This window comes from Cohnella sp. GCM10027633 (assembly GCF_042675445.1).
Lineage (GTDB): Bacteria > Bacillota > Bacilli > Paenibacillales > Paenibacillaceae > Cohnella.
In genome coordinates this window covers 249,006-266,165 of record NZ_JBHTGV010000003.1, presented here as the reverse complement: position 1 = coordinate 266,165, position 17,160 = coordinate 249,006, and the positions used below count along the sequence as shown (strand labels likewise).

At 57.7% G+C, this 17,160-nt stretch carries 23 protein-coding genes and 1 tRNA gene; 11 read left to right on the top strand and 13 right to left on the bottom strand.

Translation table 11 applies throughout. The annotated features are described in order from the left end of the window. Positions 1-11: 11 nt before the first annotated feature. The 4 genes from ACFQZG_RS10365 (at position 12) to ACFQZG_RS10350 (ending at position 1,978) form a co-directional block, all read left to right on the top strand. Positions 12-281, top strand: a complete 270-nt coding sequence (locus tag ACFQZG_RS10365) for a hypothetical protein (protein ID WP_378152086.1) — start codon at positions 12-14, stop codon at positions 279-281. Then, positions 278-736 (top strand): GNAT family N-acetyltransferase, encoded by a 459-nt coding sequence (locus ACFQZG_RS10360; RefSeq protein ID WP_378152084.1) that lies wholly within the window; start codon positions 278-280, stop codon positions 734-736. Before ACFQZG_RS10365 ends, ACFQZG_RS10360 begins: the two co-directional genes overlap by 4 nt. 70 nt (positions 737-806) lie before the next feature. Continuing rightward, entirely contained in the window at positions 807-1,670 is an 864-nt protein-coding gene (locus ACFQZG_RS10355; protein ID WP_378152082.1) for a polysaccharide deacetylase family protein, read from the top strand. A 98-nt stretch (positions 1,671-1,768) separates the two neighbouring features. Next, positions 1,769-1,978: a hypothetical protein gene (locus ACFQZG_RS10350; RefSeq protein ID WP_378152080.1), complete on the top strand. Its 210-nt coding sequence runs from the start codon at positions 1,769-1,771 to the stop codon at positions 1,976-1,978. A gap of 86 nt (positions 1,979-2,064) precedes the next feature. Here ACFQZG_RS10350 and ACFQZG_RS10345 read toward each other — a convergent pair whose 3' ends face one another. After that, the gene (locus tag ACFQZG_RS10345; RefSeq protein WP_378152558.1) at positions 2,065-2,151 is read right to left on the bottom strand and encodes a putative holin-like toxin; all 87 of its coding nucleotides are present in this window, start codon (positions 2,149-2,151) and stop codon (positions 2,065-2,067) included. 236 nt (positions 2,152-2,387) lie between these two features. Here ACFQZG_RS10345 and ACFQZG_RS10340 point away from each other — a divergent pair, with 236 nt between their 5' ends. Genes ACFQZG_RS10340 through ACFQZG_RS10330 form a run of 3 tightly spaced genes read left to right on the top strand, consistent with a single transcriptional unit; the run spans position 2,388 to position 4,431 of the window. Continuing rightward, a complete protein-coding gene (locus ACFQZG_RS10340) occupies positions 2,388-2,933 on the top strand; it encodes a GNAT family N-acetyltransferase (protein WP_378152078.1) in 546 nt (181 codons plus the stop codon). Further along, positions 2,921-3,631 (top strand): uracil-DNA glycosylase, encoded by a 711-nt coding sequence (gene ung / locus ACFQZG_RS10335; protein WP_378152076.1) that lies wholly within the window; start codon positions 2,921-2,923, stop codon positions 3,629-3,631. Before ACFQZG_RS10340 ends, ung begins: the two co-directional genes overlap by 13 nt. Continuing rightward, positions 3,628-4,431 (top strand): SPL family radical SAM protein, encoded by an 804-nt coding sequence (locus ACFQZG_RS10330; protein WP_378152074.1) that lies wholly within the window; start codon positions 3,628-3,630, stop codon positions 4,429-4,431. The genes ung and ACFQZG_RS10330 overlap by 4 nt, the downstream gene beginning before the upstream one ends. 12 nt (positions 4,432-4,443) lie before the next feature. Here ACFQZG_RS10330 and ACFQZG_RS10325 read toward each other — a convergent pair whose 3' ends face one another. The 6 genes from ACFQZG_RS10325 to ACFQZG_RS10300 form a co-directional block, all read right to left on the bottom strand. Continuing rightward, a complete protein-coding gene (locus tag ACFQZG_RS10325; protein ID WP_378152072.1) occupies positions 4,444-5,379 on the bottom strand; it encodes an S-layer homology domain-containing protein in 936 nt (311 codons plus the stop codon). Between the two features lie 141 nt (positions 5,380-5,520). Continuing rightward, positions 5,521-5,769 (bottom strand): PLDc N-terminal domain-containing protein, encoded by a 249-nt coding sequence (locus ACFQZG_RS10320; protein WP_378152070.1) that lies wholly within the window; start codon positions 5,767-5,769, stop codon positions 5,521-5,523. Positions 5,770-5,904: 135 nt separating this feature from the next. Next, a complete protein-coding gene (locus ACFQZG_RS10315; protein WP_378152068.1) occupies positions 5,905-6,528 on the bottom strand; it encodes an FMN-dependent NADH-azoreductase in 624 nt (207 codons plus the stop codon). 181 nt (positions 6,529-6,709) lie between these two features. Continuing rightward, positions 6,710-7,003, bottom strand: a complete 294-nt coding sequence (locus ACFQZG_RS10310) for a hypothetical protein (protein WP_378152066.1) — start codon at positions 7,001-7,003, stop codon at positions 6,710-6,712. A 100-nt stretch (positions 7,004-7,103) separates the two neighbouring features. Continuing rightward, a tRNA-Val gene (locus ACFQZG_RS10305) sits at positions 7,104-7,179 on the bottom strand. Positions 7,180-7,411: 232 nt separating this feature from the next. Further along, on the bottom strand, positions 7,412-8,170 hold the full coding sequence (locus tag ACFQZG_RS10300) for an MBL fold metallo-hydrolase (RefSeq protein WP_378152064.1): 759 nt from the start codon (positions 8,168-8,170) through the stop codon (positions 7,412-7,414). A gap of 186 nt (positions 8,171-8,356) precedes the next feature. On the opposite strand from ACFQZG_RS10300, the gene ACFQZG_RS10295 reads away from it, so the two are divergent. The 3 genes from ACFQZG_RS10295 to ACFQZG_RS10285 all read left to right on the top strand — a co-directional run bounded on the left by ACFQZG_RS10295 (position 8,357) and on the right by ACFQZG_RS10285 (position 9,790). After that, positions 8,357-8,554, top strand: coding sequence for a hypothetical protein (locus tag ACFQZG_RS10295; protein ID WP_378152062.1), 198 nt, complete (start codon positions 8,357-8,359; stop codon positions 8,552-8,554). A gap of 231 nt (positions 8,555-8,785) precedes the next feature. Next, complete coding sequence (locus ACFQZG_RS10290; RefSeq protein WP_378152061.1) at positions 8,786-9,370, top strand: copper amine oxidase; 585 nt, start codon at positions 8,786-8,788, stop codon at positions 9,368-9,370. 117 nt (positions 9,371-9,487) lie between these two features. Continuing rightward, the gene (locus ACFQZG_RS10285; RefSeq protein ID WP_378152059.1) at positions 9,488-9,790 is read left to right on the top strand and encodes a DUF1292 domain-containing protein; all 303 of its coding nucleotides are present in this window, start codon (positions 9,488-9,490) and stop codon (positions 9,788-9,790) included. 77 nt (positions 9,791-9,867) lie between these two features. Here the strand turns inward: ACFQZG_RS10285 and ACFQZG_RS10280 are convergent, their stop codons facing one another. The 3 genes from ACFQZG_RS10280 to ACFQZG_RS10270 all read right to left on the bottom strand — a co-directional run bounded on the left by ACFQZG_RS10280 (position 9,868) and on the right by ACFQZG_RS10270 (position 13,152). Further along, on the bottom strand, positions 9,868-10,287 hold the full coding sequence (locus ACFQZG_RS10280) for a DUF1885 family protein (protein WP_378152057.1): 420 nt from the start codon (positions 10,285-10,287) through the stop codon (positions 9,868-9,870). An 83-nt stretch (positions 10,288-10,370) separates the two neighbouring features. Next, positions 10,371-11,543, bottom strand: coding sequence for a stalk domain-containing protein (locus ACFQZG_RS10275; protein ID WP_378152056.1), 1,173 nt, complete (start codon positions 11,541-11,543; stop codon positions 10,371-10,373). Positions 11,544-11,679: 136 nt separating this feature from the next. Next, entirely contained in the window at positions 11,680-13,152 is a 1,473-nt protein-coding gene (locus ACFQZG_RS10270; protein WP_378152054.1) for an aminotransferase class I/II-fold pyridoxal phosphate-dependent enzyme, read from the bottom strand. A 239-nt stretch (positions 13,153-13,391) separates the two neighbouring features. Between ACFQZG_RS10270 and ACFQZG_RS10265 the strand changes: the two genes are divergently transcribed. Further along, positions 13,392-14,576, top strand: a complete 1,185-nt coding sequence (locus tag ACFQZG_RS10265) for an MFS transporter (protein WP_378152052.1) — start codon at positions 13,392-13,394, stop codon at positions 14,574-14,576. A 71-nt stretch (positions 14,577-14,647) separates the two neighbouring features. On the opposite strand, the gene ACFQZG_RS10260 is transcribed toward ACFQZG_RS10265, so the two are convergent. The 3 genes from ACFQZG_RS10260 to ACFQZG_RS10250 are packed head-to-tail and all read right to left on the bottom strand — an operon-like array spanning position 14,648 to position 17,140. After that, positions 14,648-15,331, bottom strand: coding sequence for a TetR/AcrR family transcriptional regulator (locus ACFQZG_RS10260; RefSeq protein ID WP_378152050.1), 684 nt, complete (start codon positions 15,329-15,331; stop codon positions 14,648-14,650). A 25-nt stretch (positions 15,332-15,356) separates the two neighbouring features. Then, entirely contained in the window at positions 15,357-16,388 is a 1,032-nt protein-coding gene (locus tag ACFQZG_RS10255; RefSeq protein WP_378152048.1) for an ABC transporter permease, read from the bottom strand. After that, positions 16,385-17,140 (bottom strand): ABC transporter ATP-binding protein, encoded by a 756-nt coding sequence (locus ACFQZG_RS10250; RefSeq protein ID WP_378152046.1) that lies wholly within the window; start codon positions 17,138-17,140, stop codon positions 16,385-16,387. The genes ACFQZG_RS10255 and ACFQZG_RS10250 overlap by 4 nt, the downstream gene beginning before the upstream one ends. Positions 17,141-17,160 lie beyond the last annotated feature (20 nt).

The window sequence follows — 17,160 nt, the reverse complement described above, 5'->3', positions numbered from 1 at the left end:
GAGTAAGCATCATGGACCACGACATCCAAGGGTATATCGACGAGCACAAAGTGAGCAATCGCTTCATGCAACGTTCTTACTGCTATATCGCGAAGGCGACGTCCGGACGAGACAATCTCTCTTTATCGGATAACGAACTGGAGCTTGGCATGCGGATGAGGTGGATGAACATGAAATTCTCGTTAGACCATTGCACGGATTACTCCGACAGATTCATGCTGCTACGGGATCTGTCGATACTCGAGCACGCGGTACCGCTCATCCAAGGAGGCGGCATATGAACATCCGACAAGCTGCGGAACACGATATCGAGGCGCTTACGCTCATGCGCTGGGAGTTCACCCTCGAGCATCAGCCGGAGGTGCGGGAAGATTACGAGCTCTTCGCAACGGAGTGTCGAGCGTTCCTGGAGCAAGCCATTCGCGGGGAACGTTGGCACATTTGGGTCGCGGAGGCGGACGGGGTCATCGTATCGCATATATACATACAGTTGATCGACAAGGTGCCGCGCCCGGGGCGGATTACGTACCCGTTCGCTTATCTGACGAATGTGTATACGGATCCGGCATACCGGTCCAGAGGGATCGGCACCCAAGTGCTCCAAACCGTACGCGGATGGGCGATCGAGAACAAGTACGAATTCATTATCGTGTGGCCAAGCGAGGAGAGCAGAACGTTCTACGAGCGCAACGGCTACTCGACGTGCAACGACCCGATGGAGCTTCGCCTGAACTGATTGATATTCCAGGAGATTATTGGAGAAATTAACCTTGATTGCGGTACGCCGCACCAAGGAGGGTATTCTCATGTACAAGCTCCGACTATTGCTCCTATCGTTCGTATGCATGATGCTGGTCTCCGGCTGCGGAGGACGATCGGCGCCAGAGGCGAGGTCCTCGGAACCGTCGACCGCGCCGCTCAGAGCGTTGACCGCAGGCGATCCCGCCGCGGCAACCGCAGCGGGCGAGCAGTTGGCCGGAGGTCCCGAATCCGCCGGGCGCAGCCTGAAGCCGGAAGATAACTACGTCCTGCAGAAGAAGTACCCCAACGTTCTCGCACTGGACGGACCGCCGAAGGATAACCGGATCGCGTTCACGTTCGACGATGGGCCGGACGCGAGGTTCACGCCGCAGGTGCTGGATATTCTCAAGAAACACGGCGTCAAGGCGACGTTCTTCGTCATGGGATCCCGGGTAGCCGGTCACCCCGACATCGCGAAGCGTATACACGAGGAAGGCCATCTGCTCGCGAACCACACCTATTGGCATCCGAAGCTGTTCAAGGAGAACATCGACCGAATGAAGTGGGAGGTCAAGGAAACGGACAAGCAGATCCAAGCGGTAGTCGGTTACTCGCCGAAGCTGTTCCGGTCTCCGTACGGCGGATTGAACGACGAGCTCGTGAAGACGCTCGGCGAGCTGCATTACAGCGTCATCGGCTGGACGGTCGACTCGTTGGACTGGACGCAAGCCGATTCGGAATCGGTCAAGAACAACGTAAGGAGCCGACTGCATCCCGGTTCCATCGTGCTCTTCCATAGCGGGGGCGACTGGACGCAGGACTTGTCCGGCGGGATTCAAGCGCTCGACGAGCTCATTCCGCAGTTGAAGGAAGAGGGGATGCAGTTCGTTACGGTATCGCGGCTGCTCGGAATTCCGGATAGCAAGTAAGAGGAAGCTCCGCTTGCGGGGCTTTTTTTTCATGCACATAGAGGGCTCTTGTCCGACGTACTTATGTAATAGGTACGCATGAACGGAGGGGCTCTTATATGGAAAATATGACCATTCTAACGGTGTGGCTGATCGGCTTGTTCGGCATACTCGGCATTGTATTGGCAGCGCTTACGAAGATGGTGAAGACGGATACCACGACGTACGACAAACAGTTCACTTGGAAGACGTACCCGCATTGGGAGCAATACGCTCGCGCCGCGGAACGAACGGAGTCCGTGCGCCCCGGCGCAGAAAAAATGGATTAGATCATAAGGCGATCTAACCCAGCAACTTGATTCGGCGGCTCTTTGTCAGTATGGTTCACCGCGACATGAACCGATCGGCTTACCGGTTACTTCCTCTTTTCGATATACGTAAGCAAAGAAATGAGGAATAAACCAAAAGCGAAGATGACTGAAAGAGCTTGAAACACTTCCATCACAGACTCCTCCTTTCAAGGAGATCTGTCCGCCTTCCTGCAAGTTGCCTCTTCAATATATAATCGTATGGGTATTATTGTAAGTTGATAGCGCACTATTTTTCCCCCGGCATTCGACAGGTATTGGAACTCGGATATCCCGAGAATGTTCCCGTTTCCCTGCCCGAAAATGCGATTGTCACGCATCTGTTCATCTGGTAAGCTAGTCAGAATAGAACGGGCAGGGGGACGCGCTTATGGTACTTGAGACCGATCGGTTAATCTTGAGAGATTTCGTTCTCGAGGATATGGCGGATGTGCATGCGTACGCGTCGAACGAGGTTGTCGCGACCTATATGATCTGGGGCCCGAATACGGAAGATGAGACGCGGGCGTTCATCGGACTTACGATTCAGATGCAGCAACAAGAACCGCGCGTTGATTACGAACTGGCGGTCGTCTTGAAGGAGAGCGGCAGGCTGATTGGCGGCTGCGGGTTGCGAGTGACCGAGCCGCTTACCGGCGAGATCGGTTACTGCTTCAATCCGTCGTATTGGCGGCAGGGCTACGCGTCGGAGGCGGCGGCCGCGATGCTCCGGTATGGATTCGAGAAGCACGGGCTGCACCGCGTCTACGCGACGTGTCGGCCGGACAACGTCGGCTCGGCGTCCGTCATGCGGAAGATCGGGATGAGGTACGAAGGCCATCTGAGAGAGCATATGCGTTATAAGGACAAGTGGCACGATTCGTATGTGCACGCCATATTGGAAGACGAATGGAGAGCCATCGCATGCAAGCCGTGAAGCAAGTGAATTCGCTCGATCGCGAGTGGCAAGAGGTAGTGGAGGCGGAACATACGCAACCCTATTATGAAGCGTTAATGAAGAAGCTCGACGAAGCTTATGCAGAGCGAACTGTCTATCCGCCCGCGGACAGCGTCTTTCGCGCGCTCGAGTTGACGTCGTTCAACGACGTGAAGGTCGTCATTCTTGGACAAGACCCTTATCACGGAGCGGGACAAGCGCACGGGCTCAGCTTCTCGGTGATGCCTGGCGTGAAGCTGCCCCCTTCGCTGCGGAACATCTATAAGGAGCTGCAAGAGGACATCATCGGATTCGAGCCGCCTTCGCACGGCTGCCTCGCGCACTGGGCGAGGCAAGGCGTGCTGCTCCTCAACAGCGTGTTGACGGTCGAGGAAGGGCAGGCGAACGCGCACCGCAAGCTGGGCTGGGAGACGTTCACGGACAAGCTCGTCTCCGCGCTCAGCGCCCGCGAGCGGCCGATTGCGTTCGTGCTCTGGGGCAAACAGGCGCAGGAGAAGGGCCGCCATATCGATCGATCCCGCCATCTCGTCATCGAAGACGTCCATCCGAGCCCGTTGTCCGCGTACGCGGGCTTCTTCGGAAGCCGTCCGTTCTCCCGTTGCAACGAGTTTCTGGCGAGCCATGGCATCGCGGAGATCGATTGGCGATTGCCCGAGCGGGAAGACGGCGGGCTATGAGCGGGACGAGGTGGCTGACGCCGACTTCCGGTTTCCTGTCCGGCTATTCGCACACGCTTAATCCGTACGTCGGGTGCACGTTCGGCTGTTCTTATTGTTACGTGAGGCGGCTGCCGGTCGGCTTGTTCCGGGGAGAGCCTTGGGGAACGTGGGCGGAGCCTAAGCAAGCCGACCCGGGCAAGCTCGCGAGAGAGATCGCCGCGGCGAAACGCAAAGGGCCCGTAACCGTCTTCTTCTCGTCGGCTACGGACCCTTATCAGCCTCTCGAAGCGAAGGCTGGCTTGACACGCGCGTTGCTGGAGGCGATGACAACGGAAAGACCGGACTTCGTGCTGCTCCAGACGCGCAGCCCGCTCGTGATGCGCGATGCGGACGTGCTCGCGCGCTTGGGCGATTCGGTGCGCGTCAGCATGACGGTCGAGACGGACCGCGACGAGATGAGGCGCTTGTTCACCCCGTCGGCGCCGCCGATCGCGGCTCGCTTACGCGCGCTTCGGACGCTGCGCGAAGCCGGTATTGCCACCCAGGCGGCGGTATCGCCGCTCCTGCCGCATACGCCGGAATTCGCCGAGCTGCTCGTCGATGTTGCGGCTCGAATCGTCGTCGACAATTATTTTCAAGGGGACGGCAGCGGCGGTAAGAGGAGCGAGTCGCTTGGCATGCGTCGAATGTACGCCGAGCACGGGTTGTCCGAATGGTACGATCCCGCGGCTAGCGAACGTCTGGTCGACCGACTGCGGCACATCGCTCCCGGACATAAAATAGGCGTGAGCGCCCAAGGATTCGCGCCCACGCCTTAACGGCAAGCTGTGTTATTGAACGGGAGACGATGCCGCGCCGTCATTGCCGCTAGTTCCGCCGCCGGCGCTATCCGCTCTCGGCTCGGAGAGAACCTGTTCGCCGAGCATCGCCTTCGAACCTGTGGGAACGTAGACGTAAGCTTTCACTTCCGTGACGACTTGCGCGTAGAAGGCTGCCGGATCAGGCTGCACGACGCGGTAGTCCACGACGGCAACGCCCTTCACGAACCGTACGCCCGCGATATCGAGGCCGTAGCCGCGATGCGGCACGAGCGCCTTGACCGTCAAGCGGTCAACGCCTTCCGCCCAATGCTCCGAGCTCAGCTTCACTTCCGACAGAATGCCGATTTCCGGATTTTCCGGTTGCGTCGGATTGTTTTGCGCCACGAATTCGGCCGCCTTCTTCACCATTCTCTCCGCTTGCGCCTTCGTTACGTTCATTTTCGGCCAGTACCGGTTGTTGCTATCCATCGAAACGATTTTCGAGATCAGCAGCTTCTGGATGCTGTCCATATACCCCTTGGATACTTTGTTCGCATCCTTCACCTCGATATACAGCTCGATCCATGCGTAATTCCCCGTCGAGTTAAGGCCGCCGTACAGCCATTTCGCGAACTGCTCACGATTGACGGTCGCGTTCGGGTTAATATCCTTCGGCAGCTCCAATCCGTTGAACTGCGCGATGATGAAGTCGCCCGCGTAAGGCGCCGAATCTTTTACCTTCGTGTAATAGTCGCTCGCCTTAGGTTCCTTGAAGAAGTTGATGTTATCGATGTTCAGCTTCAATCCCTTGACGATCATCGTGACGGCTTGGGCGACGGTAATCGAGTTCTTCTGCACCGGCTTGCTAGTTGCGGCCGATTGCGCGTAGACGGCACCGCTGGCCAGCATGCTGAACATCGCGATCATGGCGAGCAGCAGCAGCGGTTTCTTCATTGCTTGTTTCATTATTATTTCCTCCCGTGTTTACGTCTTATGATTCGCCTTTCGTACCCCCTAGACGTCACCGTCGTGGAAAATGTTGCACCTGTCCGCATGTCAAACAAAAAACGGCCGCCGACATTCGTCGGCAGCCGCTTGCTTTGCCATTCAGCGTCCGTATCGGGAATTGCCGGCATCGTTGCGGATGAGCAAGTATACGATAAGGCCGAGCACCGGGAAGAAGAACAGGGCGATGAGCACGAGCAGCGCGAACTCCGGGCTTCTCCCTTTGCGCGTCGCGTCGCGGTAAGCCCATACGCACAATGCGATATGCAGAACGAACAGAACAACGGAAATGAGCAGAAACACGATAATGAGGCCGCCGAACCCGGCGCCAACGTCGTCGATCGTAACCATGATTACACTCCCTTTATCTGGAACGGCGTACATTAGATTGATACGCGGGAGGAGGGCGGAGGTTGCGGTCGGCATCGGAAAAAGCTCCCCGCATCCAAAAACGATGCGAGGAGCTTCAACGGAGATCAACTTATCTTAGAAACCGCTAGCGGCTTTCGCCGTCGCTTCCAAGCCTTCGGCGAGAATTTGAGCCGTCCGGTCTTTGAATTGGTTGTGGCCTTCGATAACGAGCTCTTGCGGCTGGATGCCGAACATGTTCAGCGTTGCCCGGATCGGACGAACCGCCGATTCCTTCGCTTCCATCGGCTCCACGGAGTAGACGCCGCCGCGCGCGGACAGCAGCGCGACCTTCTTGTCGCCGGCGAGGCCGACAGCGCCCTCCGCCGTATATTTGAAAGTCTTGCCCAGTTGCGCCAAGTAGGAGATGTAGCTGATGAGCGGGGAAGGGGCGGTGTAGTTCCACAGCGGGAACGCCATCACGACTTTGTCCGCAGCCAGGAATTGGTCGAGATAACGGGCCGCGACGTCCGCCGCGCTCTGTTCATCTTCGGTAAGCGGGAAGCCTTGGCTCGCCTTATATAGAGCGGTCATCGTGGTGCTGCCGTAATGCGGGATGTTCTCGGCGAACAGGTCAAGCTCGACGATCGTATCGTTCGGGTTCGTTTCTTTATAAGCGCTTAGGAACGCATCGTACATCTGTACGCTTACGGCTTGGTCGGCGGGGCGGTCGTTGGCTTTGACGAATAGAATCGTGCTCATGTTGAATATTGCTCCTTTTCGAGTGGCTTGGATTACTTACTGTGACATTATTGGCACAGTAAGTTGGAATAAAAGAGTTGCAACGCTTATGGCTAATTGCAACTATCATGGGCTCAATTATATTACAAACCTATTGGTTTGAAAAGTGGTAATTTATAAAATCGATCAAAAGTCCGATACGTTAGATTGTGAAGCCTTTCAGCTTATCGATATCCGCCTTCGAATTGCCTAGCTTCGGAGGAGAGGAGGGGGGCGCGTTCTTGAATACTTCTCTCTCTATCGCGCGCACGCGTTCCCACGTATCTTGCGCGTATTCGAGAATCAAGGATAGCGCATAGAACAATACGGCCGCTATCGCGCCGCTTACTAGCCAGGCGAGCGCGAATCCATATTCGTCCCTCGCGAATTGAACGACCGTTCCGATTAACGCGACGAAGGCGTTGAAGTAAGAGATGCCTCTAAGAATTTGTACCATGATGATCCTCCTTAGCGATTCGGTTGCGACTGTATATAGAAGTGTAACGGAAGATACAACAAAAAAGAAGCCTCGTTAAAGGCTTCTCTAGATCGCGTTATGGTGATCTGAACAGGGATCGAACCTGTGACCCCCACCCTGTCAAGATGGTGCTCTCCCAGCTGAGCTATCAGATCAAGTAGACCAATTCGTTAACAGCGACATTTAATATCTTACCAAGATCGTTCCGAGAAGTCAACACTTTTTCTCAAACATTTTTATTTCGTGTCTTCGTCGTCTTCCCACTTGCGGGAGTACGCTTTCTTCGTGACCGCCAGCACGAGCCAGATCATGATGACCGCGATAATGCCGGCGATGATGAACGTAGTCAACAAGGCTGAACATCCTCTCTTGCGCGTTGCTCATTCATTATAACCGCTTCAGCTCGAAAGTAACAGGATCGATCTGGTAATTCACGTGCTGTTCGACGAATTGCATGAGTCCGGTGCGACCGACGAACTCCGGGTGGTCGTCCCCGTAATGCATCAAGTGCGTGAGACGCTGGACGGAAGGAGGCAACGTCAGCAGCTGGGACAGGCTGGCGTGAACGACGCCCGGGGGATGCAGCTGGCAATCGTGGAATATGAGGCCGATGCGCTGCTCCTCGACGAGCGACAGTAGAAGATCCTGATCGAACACGGTATCGCCGGAATAGAAGAAGCGATCGTTGACGATCAGCGAATAGTTCGGCTTGTTCGGGATGTGCTTCGTGGCGAGAAGCTTGATTCGCAGCCCTGGCAACACCTCGACGTCCGTTCCTTCGGCGATCGGATGCACGTCGAAATAAGACGACAGCGTCGGGTTCTCGTCTTGATACAGGCCGCCCTTAAGAGACGATTCCCATAGCGTGTCCGCGAGCGTGTCCGCGATATACAACCTAGGCTTGCGCCCGTAGATGAACTTCATCTGGAACGCGAACTCCTCGAGTCCGCCGATATGGTCGGCGTGAATATGGGTAATCAGTACGGCGTCGATCTCGTTGAAGGTACGTCCGAGATCGTGCAACGCTCTCGGTGCCGTAATGCCGCAATCGACCAGCAATGTCTGGCCGCCCGTAGTGAATAATGCGTTATTATTGTAATTCGCTTTCGCGAACGCGCTACCGGTCCCCAGCATGAATACGTTCAACTCAGTATGCCTCCCCAAACGGCGCCGATGGTGCAATCGTAGTGTTACGTAATCATTAATGTACCATAATTTACCGCGGTTTTAAAAGCAAATTCTTTCATTCGGCGCCACCGGCGAGTGGCGTCCCATACGGTTGTCGCATAGGCTGTGGGAAGTCTATCGCAGGGCAACTGGAGGGTGCTATGTATGGCGAAAGGGAAATTGAAGAAGAAAACCTCGGCTTCGGATTCGAAACGGCCTCAGATGAGAATCGTAACGTCCGACGTATGCGCGGTATGCAAAACCCCATGCGCGAGAGGGCTCGCGTACTTGGAGAAGATGAGCCGGCCCGGCGAGCAAGGGACAGGCGTACCGTGCGTTCTAACGCTGCCGGCGCGCAAATAAAGTAAGGTAGGGCGCGCGACGATCGCGAGGCGGCACGAACGCCGATTTCCCGGGCAAGCGCAAGCTTCGCCACGTTACGACAGCACGGCGCGAATCGCGCGAAACGTTCGATTACGGACAACCGCTACGATGCAAGAAAAAAATGCCGCGCGCGCGCAACTTTCCGTTCGAATGTCGGTATAACCAAATACAGACAGGAAAGCGAGTCGGAAGGGGCGGCGATGGGTAGCGATGAAATTACGCAAAATCATGATCGCGACGGTTATAATTGCTTTGCTTGGCGGTACCGCGGCGTACGCGGCGGATACGGGGCTGCAGAAGCTGCGCGTCTGGATCAATAAGAAGGAAACGGACGAAGCCGGCGTGCTCGTGGACGGCAAACCGTACCTTTCGTTGAAGGCGGCGAGCGAGAAGCTTGACGGCATATTCATCTATGACGATAGCACGAACCGCGCGTCCGTATATAAGCCGAACGTAAACATGTTCACGTTCCGGAGCAACGATATGTTCAGCTACGTGCCGAAGGGCTCGAAGGTGAAGTTCAACGTCTTCTCCCAGATCGACAGCCTGAAGATCGATATCAGCGCGTTCAAGGTGACGATCGACGATCCGTACGGAGACAGTACTTGGATCGACGGTCGCGACAGCGAGGATAAGGAGTTCTCGGACGTCGTCAAGGAGGACTTCACGTTCGGTACGAGGGAGATTACGTATACGTTCGAGAGCACGGGCAGATACGTCATTCGCTTCTGGATGAAGCCGGCCGGAGAAGGCAGCTACCAAGCCGTAGCCGAGAAGATCATCAACTCCAAATAAGCGTGATCCGAAGCGCCTTCGTCCCTTGGGACGGGGGCGCTTCTCGTTTGACCGGCGAATAGGGAAGTGATACGATACGTGAGTAGGAAAATTCAACCGATTGAACGGAGGTTGTCCATGAGCGACCATATCCATGACGAGAATTGCGACCATGATCATGACGAGATGGTATTCGTCGTAACGGACGAAGACGGCAACGAACACGAGATGGTGCTTGTATATTCATTCGAGTCGGACGGCAAAGCCTATGCCGTATTGCTCGACCGCAACGATCCCGAGGATGACGGCGTCATCTTCCGCGTCGAAGAAGAAGGCGACGAAGAAGTTCTCGTGAACATCGAGGACGACGCGGAGTGGGAGAAAGTCATGAAGGTGTACGAGGAGCTTGCGGCGCTTGAGAACGAGAACGGACAAGGCTAACGTCCTTCCGATCGCGCATGCAATAAGGGGCTCGTCCGCAGGTGTACGAACACCGTCGGACGAGCCCCTTCGTCTTGTTATTTGCGAGGATTGAAGTAGATCGTTCTTCCGTTGAACATCTTGACTTCGGCTAGCAGCTTGCGACCGATCCACTTGCATAGCTCGTTCGCCTTGGCCTTATCGCCGTGCGTCGAGCCGTCCGGCAGAACCACTTGTATGTAGGGAACGGAAGAGCCGTCTTCCTCCCGCTTGCCGGTGCCGAACACGATGTATCGATAGCTTGGGTTGTTGCCTTTCAAGTAGAACCATTGATCTTGAGCTTCGGGTTTCGTCTCAATGCCGTATGGGAACGCCGCTTCCGCGTAATCCCAGCCGAGCTGTCTGCCGGTGAGCGACACTTGCTCCTTATAATGAAGCAGTTGCTCCTTGACGCCGTTCAGATCGATATCGGCCAACGCGGAGCCTTGAACAAGACTGATGTAAGCGCTTTGACTCATCGGATCCACCCCCACGCCCATCATAGCATCCGGCCGTTGCGTTGGCAACGATTGCCTGTGCAAGGCGGACCGGCTGCGGATACTCAATTCGTTGCGTTCGAGGGCTCAAGCTCGAAGCGGTGAATGACCATGCGCTGTTCCTCCGAGACGTACGGAGCTTCGTTGCGGAACAAGAGGGCGTCTCCTTCGCGTTTCACGAAGGTTAGGTAATCGCCGGCGCCGACCATCGGTTGCGTGTAGGTTTCCGTAATTTCGAACAGACTCGGGTTGAGCAGTTCCTTGTACAACAGCACGACTTCTTGCGTACGCCGGTCGTACAGCTTCAGCATGCCGGACTTGTTCGCCCGCAGCAGCAAGAAGTCTTCGTCGATTCCTTCCACGAAGTAGTTATCGTTCTCTCCGCCGATCTTCGTAAGATCGATCTTCTCCAGCACGTTCCCCGTACCGTCCTCGATCAGTCGCAGTTGCTTGCCATTCGTCAATACGATCGTGTTGCCGTACGAGATATCGATTCTCGGACCGCGTTCATGGAAATAGGCGGATGATTGGCGAATAAGCCCTCCGTTCTTGAGCACGATCTGGAACAGTTGATTATGGATATGCGGCTCGCCGTAATCATCCATTATCGTGAGCAACAATAGGCCGCCTTCGGTTCGACGGAACTCGTAGGACATGCTACCGCGTATCGGCATGCCGAGCTCGGCGAGCTTACGTTCGGACCCGTCGGCGTTATTCCCTCTCGTTAGCGTGCCGGTCTCGTAATCGATCGCGATGCCGTAAGCGATGCGGGCACCGGCATCCTTGCGCAGACCGGTCGCCGTAACGACGCGTAGCTTCGGGTCCCAGGCCAACTTCGTTCCGCGAAGCGCTTCGAGCAAGAACGAAGCCGGGACGTAGATGTCCTCGCCGATCTTGAACGGAGCGCCGGCAAGCGTTACGGGCTTGCCCCCGATATCGGCGGCCAGCTTGCCGATCGAGATCGTGAAGTCCGTTCGGAAGCCGTCGTACTTGACCTTCCGCTCGTTCAACCAGATGACGCGGCTGAAGATCATGGTCTGAACGATCGCTTCCATGCCGATGTAAGAGACGCCGTTCTTGACGGCCGCGGCGCCGGTCAGCACCGTGCCGTCGGTCCACTCGAACCGGTACGTCGCGGCGGACGGAGAAGTCGAAGCGTTATTCGCGGCGGAAGCCGTTGCCGGCAGGGCAACGAGCGAAGCCAATATGAGCAGGACTAGCGTACGTAATGGTTTCATAAGAGGGCCTTCATCCTTTCAAGCGGGCAGCAGAGAATCGTTCGTTATCAGTTAGACGTGCTTAAGGAGGGGAAGTTGCACGATAAGGCAAAAAATAGCCCCGTTTCCAAATTAACGGAAACGGGGTTGCTGCCGGTCAAGAAATCGCGGTTTCTTCCACGATAACCTTCACGTATTCGATCGAGCGGTCTTCCGGTCCCTTAACCGGCAAACCAACCTCGATATGGTCGATGATGTAGTCGATGTTGTCCTGCGAGATAACCTCGCCCGGGAGCAGAATCGGAATGCCCGGCGGATACACGTAGATGAACTCGGCGATGATTCGATCCGCGGAATCCCGGAAAGGCACGAGCTCCGTCTCGCCGTAGAACGCGTCCCTAGGTGTAAGCATAAGGTGCGGGATTTCCGGAATCTTCACGACGACTTCCTGCACTTCCTTCGCTTGCGCCAAGTGCTCGTCGGCCAACATCCGCAGCGCGTCGATCAGGATGGCGATCGTGCTCTCGTCGTCCCCGGGCGTAATGAGGCAGAGGACGTTGTACATGTCGCTCATCTCGACCTCGAGGTTATAGCGCTCGCGCAGCCAGTTCTCCGCGTCGTAGCCGGTAATGCCCAGCTTGCGAACGTGAACGGTCAGCTTCGTCGGATCGAAGTCGTACGTCGCTTCCTCGCCGAGCAGCTCCTCGCCGAACGAGTACAGCCCTTCGATGGCGTTGACGGCATCCCGGGCCTTGCTCGCGAGGGCGACGGTGCGCTCCGCCAGCTCTTGTCCGCGCAGCGCGAGCTGTCGGCGCGCCGTGTCCAGGGAAGCGAGCAGCGGATAGGACGTGGACGTCGTCGTCAGCAAGCTCAGAATCGTCTGCACGCGCAGCGGGTTCACGAGTCCCTTGCGCAAATTCAGGATCGAGCTCTGCGTCATCGAGCCGCCGAGCTTATGCACGCTCGTCGCCGCGATGTCGGCGCCAGCCTGCATCGCGGACAGCGGGAGCTGGTCGGAGAAGTGGATGAGCGCGCCGTGCGCTTCGTCCACGAGCACCGGAATGTCGTATTCGTGCACGAGGTCGACGATTTCCTTCAAGTTCGTGCAGATGCCGAAGTACGTCGGGTTGATGATGAGCACGGCGGCCGCATCCGGATGGCGCTCGAGCGCGCGGCGCACGGATTTCGTCGTGACGCCGTGGTCGATGCCGAGGTTGCGGTCGCGCACCGGAGACAGGAACACCGGGCGCGCGCCGGCGAAGATGATCGCGGACAGCACCGATTTATGCACGTTGCGCGGGACGATGATTTTATCGCCGTTGCTGCAGACCGACAAGATCATCGCCATGATCGCCGTGCTCGTGCCTTGCACCGAGAAGTAGGTGGCGTCAGCGCCGAACGCGTCCGCCGCCAGGCGCTGCGCTTCCAGGATGACGCCAACCGGCTGGTGCAGATCATCGAGAGGCGCGATGTTGATGAGGTCGATGTTCAGTACGTTAGGGCCGATATATGCGCGAAATTCCGGGTCCATGCCGGATCCTTTTTTGTGCCCGGGAATATGGAATTGTACGGGGTTGTGCTCCGCGTGCTTGCGAAGAGCGTCGAATAACGGGGTACGCGAATGATCCAAGTTGATGCCCCTGCCTTTCCTCTCGACTTCTATAGAAGAGAACGATTGCTGTAATTGCAAACAAGCATGAGTATAACAAAAATAGGGGGGAAATCAATGTTTGTCTATCCGAAGCGGGACTTGTCACCAAAACGTCATCGAATCGCATTTGGAACATCGGTTCCCGTGTGCTACCATCTAGTATATATTGAGGCGCCGCAAGCGTGCCTGTTACCGCCCGCACAGAGGAGAGAACAGCTTTGAAAAGCAAATTGGCAATCGTCGGACTCATGCTCTTCACGATATTCATCGGCTTCGGCATCATCATTCCCGTACTGCCCCAGCTCGTGTCGGACGTCAGCGCCGACTCCGATCTGGCGAAATGGCACACGGGCGCGATGCTGGCGATCTACTCGCTCATGTCGTTCCTGCTCAGTCCCCTGTGGGGCAAGCTCTCGGAATCGGTCGGCCGCCGTCCGGTCATCATGACCGGGGTGCTCGGCTTCAGCCTCAGCTTCCTCTTGTTCGGACTGTCGGGGGACAACCTCGTACTTATGTATGCTTCGCGCCTGCTCGGAGGGTTATTCTCCGGCGCCGTCGTCTCTTGCATCGTCGCCTATGTCGCGGACGTGACGACGGAGAAGGAACGCACGAAGGGGATGGCGGTCGTGGGCATGAGCATCGGGCTCGGCTTCACGTTCGGACCGGGCTTCGGCGGCCTGTTGAGCGACATCTCCCACCATGCGCCGTTCTTCGCGGCCGCCGCGCTGTCGTTCATTGTGTTCGTCGCGGCGTTCCTGAAGCTGGAGGAGTCGCTGCCTCCCGAGAAGCGCGCGAGCAGGGACCGGGGAGCGAAGCCGTCCCGCTGGATCGCGTTCCAAGGACCGCTTAAGGCGCTGTACGTTCTTGCGTTCTTCGTCACGTTCTCGCTCGCCATTCTCGAGTCGACGCTGCAGCTGTACGGCATGGACAAGTTCGACGTCACGCCGAAGCAGATCGGACTCATGTTCTTCTTCTGCGGCATCGCGGGCGCGCTCGTTCAGGGCGGTATCGTGCGCAGACGCGTGAAGCAAGGGCAGGAGGGCGCCTATATCGCGCTCGGACTCGTCATCTCCGCGCTCGGCTTCTTCCTGCTGCTGACCGCGAACAGCTGGGGCATGGCCACGGTGTACTTGTGCGTCTTCGGCATCGGCAACTCGCTCATCAAGCCGTGCGTCACGTCGCTTATCACGCAGAAGACGACGGTCGGCCAAGGGCTCGCCTCCGGGCTCAGTTCGTCGATGGACAGCTTAGGCCGTATCGTCGGCCCGCTGCTCGGCGCCGGTTTGCTCGCGATCACGGGCTGGCTGCCGTTCGTCGTCTCCGGCGCCCTGTCGCTCGCGGCGCTCGGTCTGCTCGCTCAGTTCCGCAACATGGACAAGCGCGCGGCGAAGGCCGCTTCGTAATACGAATAACTAAGACGAAACCTCCGGTATCCCCTTCGTTCAGGAAGGGAGTGCCGGAGGTTTATTGTTGCCTACGATTCGGCGGGGGAAGGCGTCCCCGGATCCCTGTATCCAAGTCCGCGAAGCAAGTATCGGATCGTCGCTTCCCGTTCGACGGCGTCGTCCCATCCCTCTGGCGCGATCAGGAATCGCGCGATCAAGTAGCCGAACAACGCGGAGCCCGCGAGCCGAATCGTCGTCATCGCCGGCAACGGGTCGATCTGGCCTTGTTCCCGGTAATGCTCGAGCGCCCGAGTTATGCGGGGCAGCATTCGCTGCGAGACGATCCCCAGGAACCTTTCGCGCAGCTCGGGGTGGAAGGGTACCTCCTGCAGCATGATCCGCAGCACTTTGATGTTCTTCTCGACGAAGGCGATCCGGTTGTTCAGAATCGATCTCACGAAGCCTTCGAACGTCGGATGAGGCTCGTCGAATAACGGGTATAGCTCGCGCAGCACGAACGGCTCGACGAGCCGGGCGACGAAGGGCGACACGATCGCGTACAGCAAGTCCTTCTTCGTCTTATAGTGCCGGAATATTGTTCCCTCGGCCACCTCGGCGCGCTGCGCGATCTCGCTCGTCGCCGCGCCGGAGTAGCCTTTCTCCGCGAAAACCTCGATGGCGGAGCGCAGGATCCGGATCTGTCTCTCGGTCATCCGCCCGCCGTCGTCTTGCTTCAGCAATTGTTCCATCCAAGCTTCAATCGGGTCTTTCATTTCGCGTCACGCTCCAATCGGATACCTATATTCTACGATGTTTGCGAAGCGCGAGCACGTTCAATGCCGCGAACAGGGCGGAGAATCCGACCAAAGCGAGGGCGTCCGTCCATATCTCGCTCCAACCTGCGCCGCGGAGCATGACATCTCGAAGCGCATCCGCGCCGTAGTAGAGCGGCAAGGCGTGGCCGACCGCTTGCAGCCATTCGGGCATCGATTCCAATTCGATCAACCCGGCGAAGAAGATCTGGGGCACGACGACGAGCGGGATGAATTGGAAAATCTGAAATTCGTTGTGCGCGTACGCCGACATCAGCGTGCCGAGAGTCAACGCCGTGATCGCGAGCAGCAGGTTCATGAGGAGCACGAGATAGAGCGCACCTTCGAGAGCGATGCCGAGCACGCTTGTCGAGTACCAGGCGATGAGCGTCGCCTGCAGCAACGTGAAGATGCCGAAGCCGAGCAAGTAGCCGACGACGACTTCCCAGCGGCGAAGCGGCGTCGCGAGCAGCCGTTGCAGCGTGCCCGTCGTCCGCTCCCGCAGGAAGGAGACGCCGGCGATCAGGAACACGAAGAAGAACGAGAAGAAGCCGACGAGTACCGAGCCGTAATAGTCGAAGATGTCGACGTCGCCCGTTCCGTGCAGGAACGCGATCTTGGGCTGCGCTCCCGCGGCGGCTATTCCGCCGAGCTGCTTGAGCGCCTCTTGGATGGCGGACATCGCGTTCCGGTTATCGGTCGGGCTGCTGCCTTCGAGCATGATGCTCGGCCGTCCGTCCCGAAGCGATACGATCGCATCCAATTCGTCGTCTCGGAGGGCGCCGATAGCGGCGTCCGCATCCTCGTATGCGGTTACGTCCGCTCCGGCAGACGACAAGGCCGCGATTACGGGGGCGGGCACTTGTACCGTGCCGATCCTCGGATCGACGGATTGACCGTCGAACACGAGCTTCATTAAGGTAAGCACGAGCAACGGCGCGACCAGCATGAGCGCCAGCGTGCGTCTGTCTTTCGCGAATTGCCGGATAATCCGGACCGCGAGCGCGCGAATTCTCATCTCGAACCACCTCCGTAAGCGACGAACGCGTCTTCCATGGTCGCAGCCCCCGAAGCCCGCTTCAATTCGTCCGGGCTGCCCGAAGCGATGACGAAGCCGTCGCGAATCATCGCGAGCCGGTCGCACTTCTCCGCTTCGTCCATGACGTGCGTCGTCACGAGTATCGTTACGCCTTGCTTGCGCAGGCCGTCGAGCTCTTCCCAGATCGACTTGCGCAGCACCGGATCGATGCCGACCGTCGGCTCGTCGAGCACGAGCACCTCCGGCTCGTGCATGAGCGCGATGGCGAGAGACAGCCGGCGCTTCATGCCGCCGGAGAACAGGCCGACCGGCTTCTTCAGCTCGCCGGACAGGTTCACGAGCTCGGCGACTTCGTTCATTCGCCGTTGCAGCTTCTCGCCCTTCATGCCGTACAACGACGCGAAGAAGGCCAGATTCTCCCGCGCGGTCAGCTCCCCGTACAACGCGTCCGATTGAGCCATGTAGCCGATTCGGGATAGCAGGCTCAGCTTCGGCATCGGTTCGCCGAGAAGCGTAACCGAGCCGGCGTCCGGTACGTCGAGGCCGGTAATGAGTCGCACGAGCGTCGTTTTCCCCGATCCCGAAGGACCGAGCAAGCCGTATATTTCGCCTTTCCCGACGGAGATGGATACGCGGTCGAGTACCGCGCGCTTGCCGAATGCCTTGGAAGCCCGGTCGACGAGAATGCACGTATCGTGCGGCGCGACGGCCGCGATGTCCGATATGGCCATGCGGAACATCTCCTTTATCC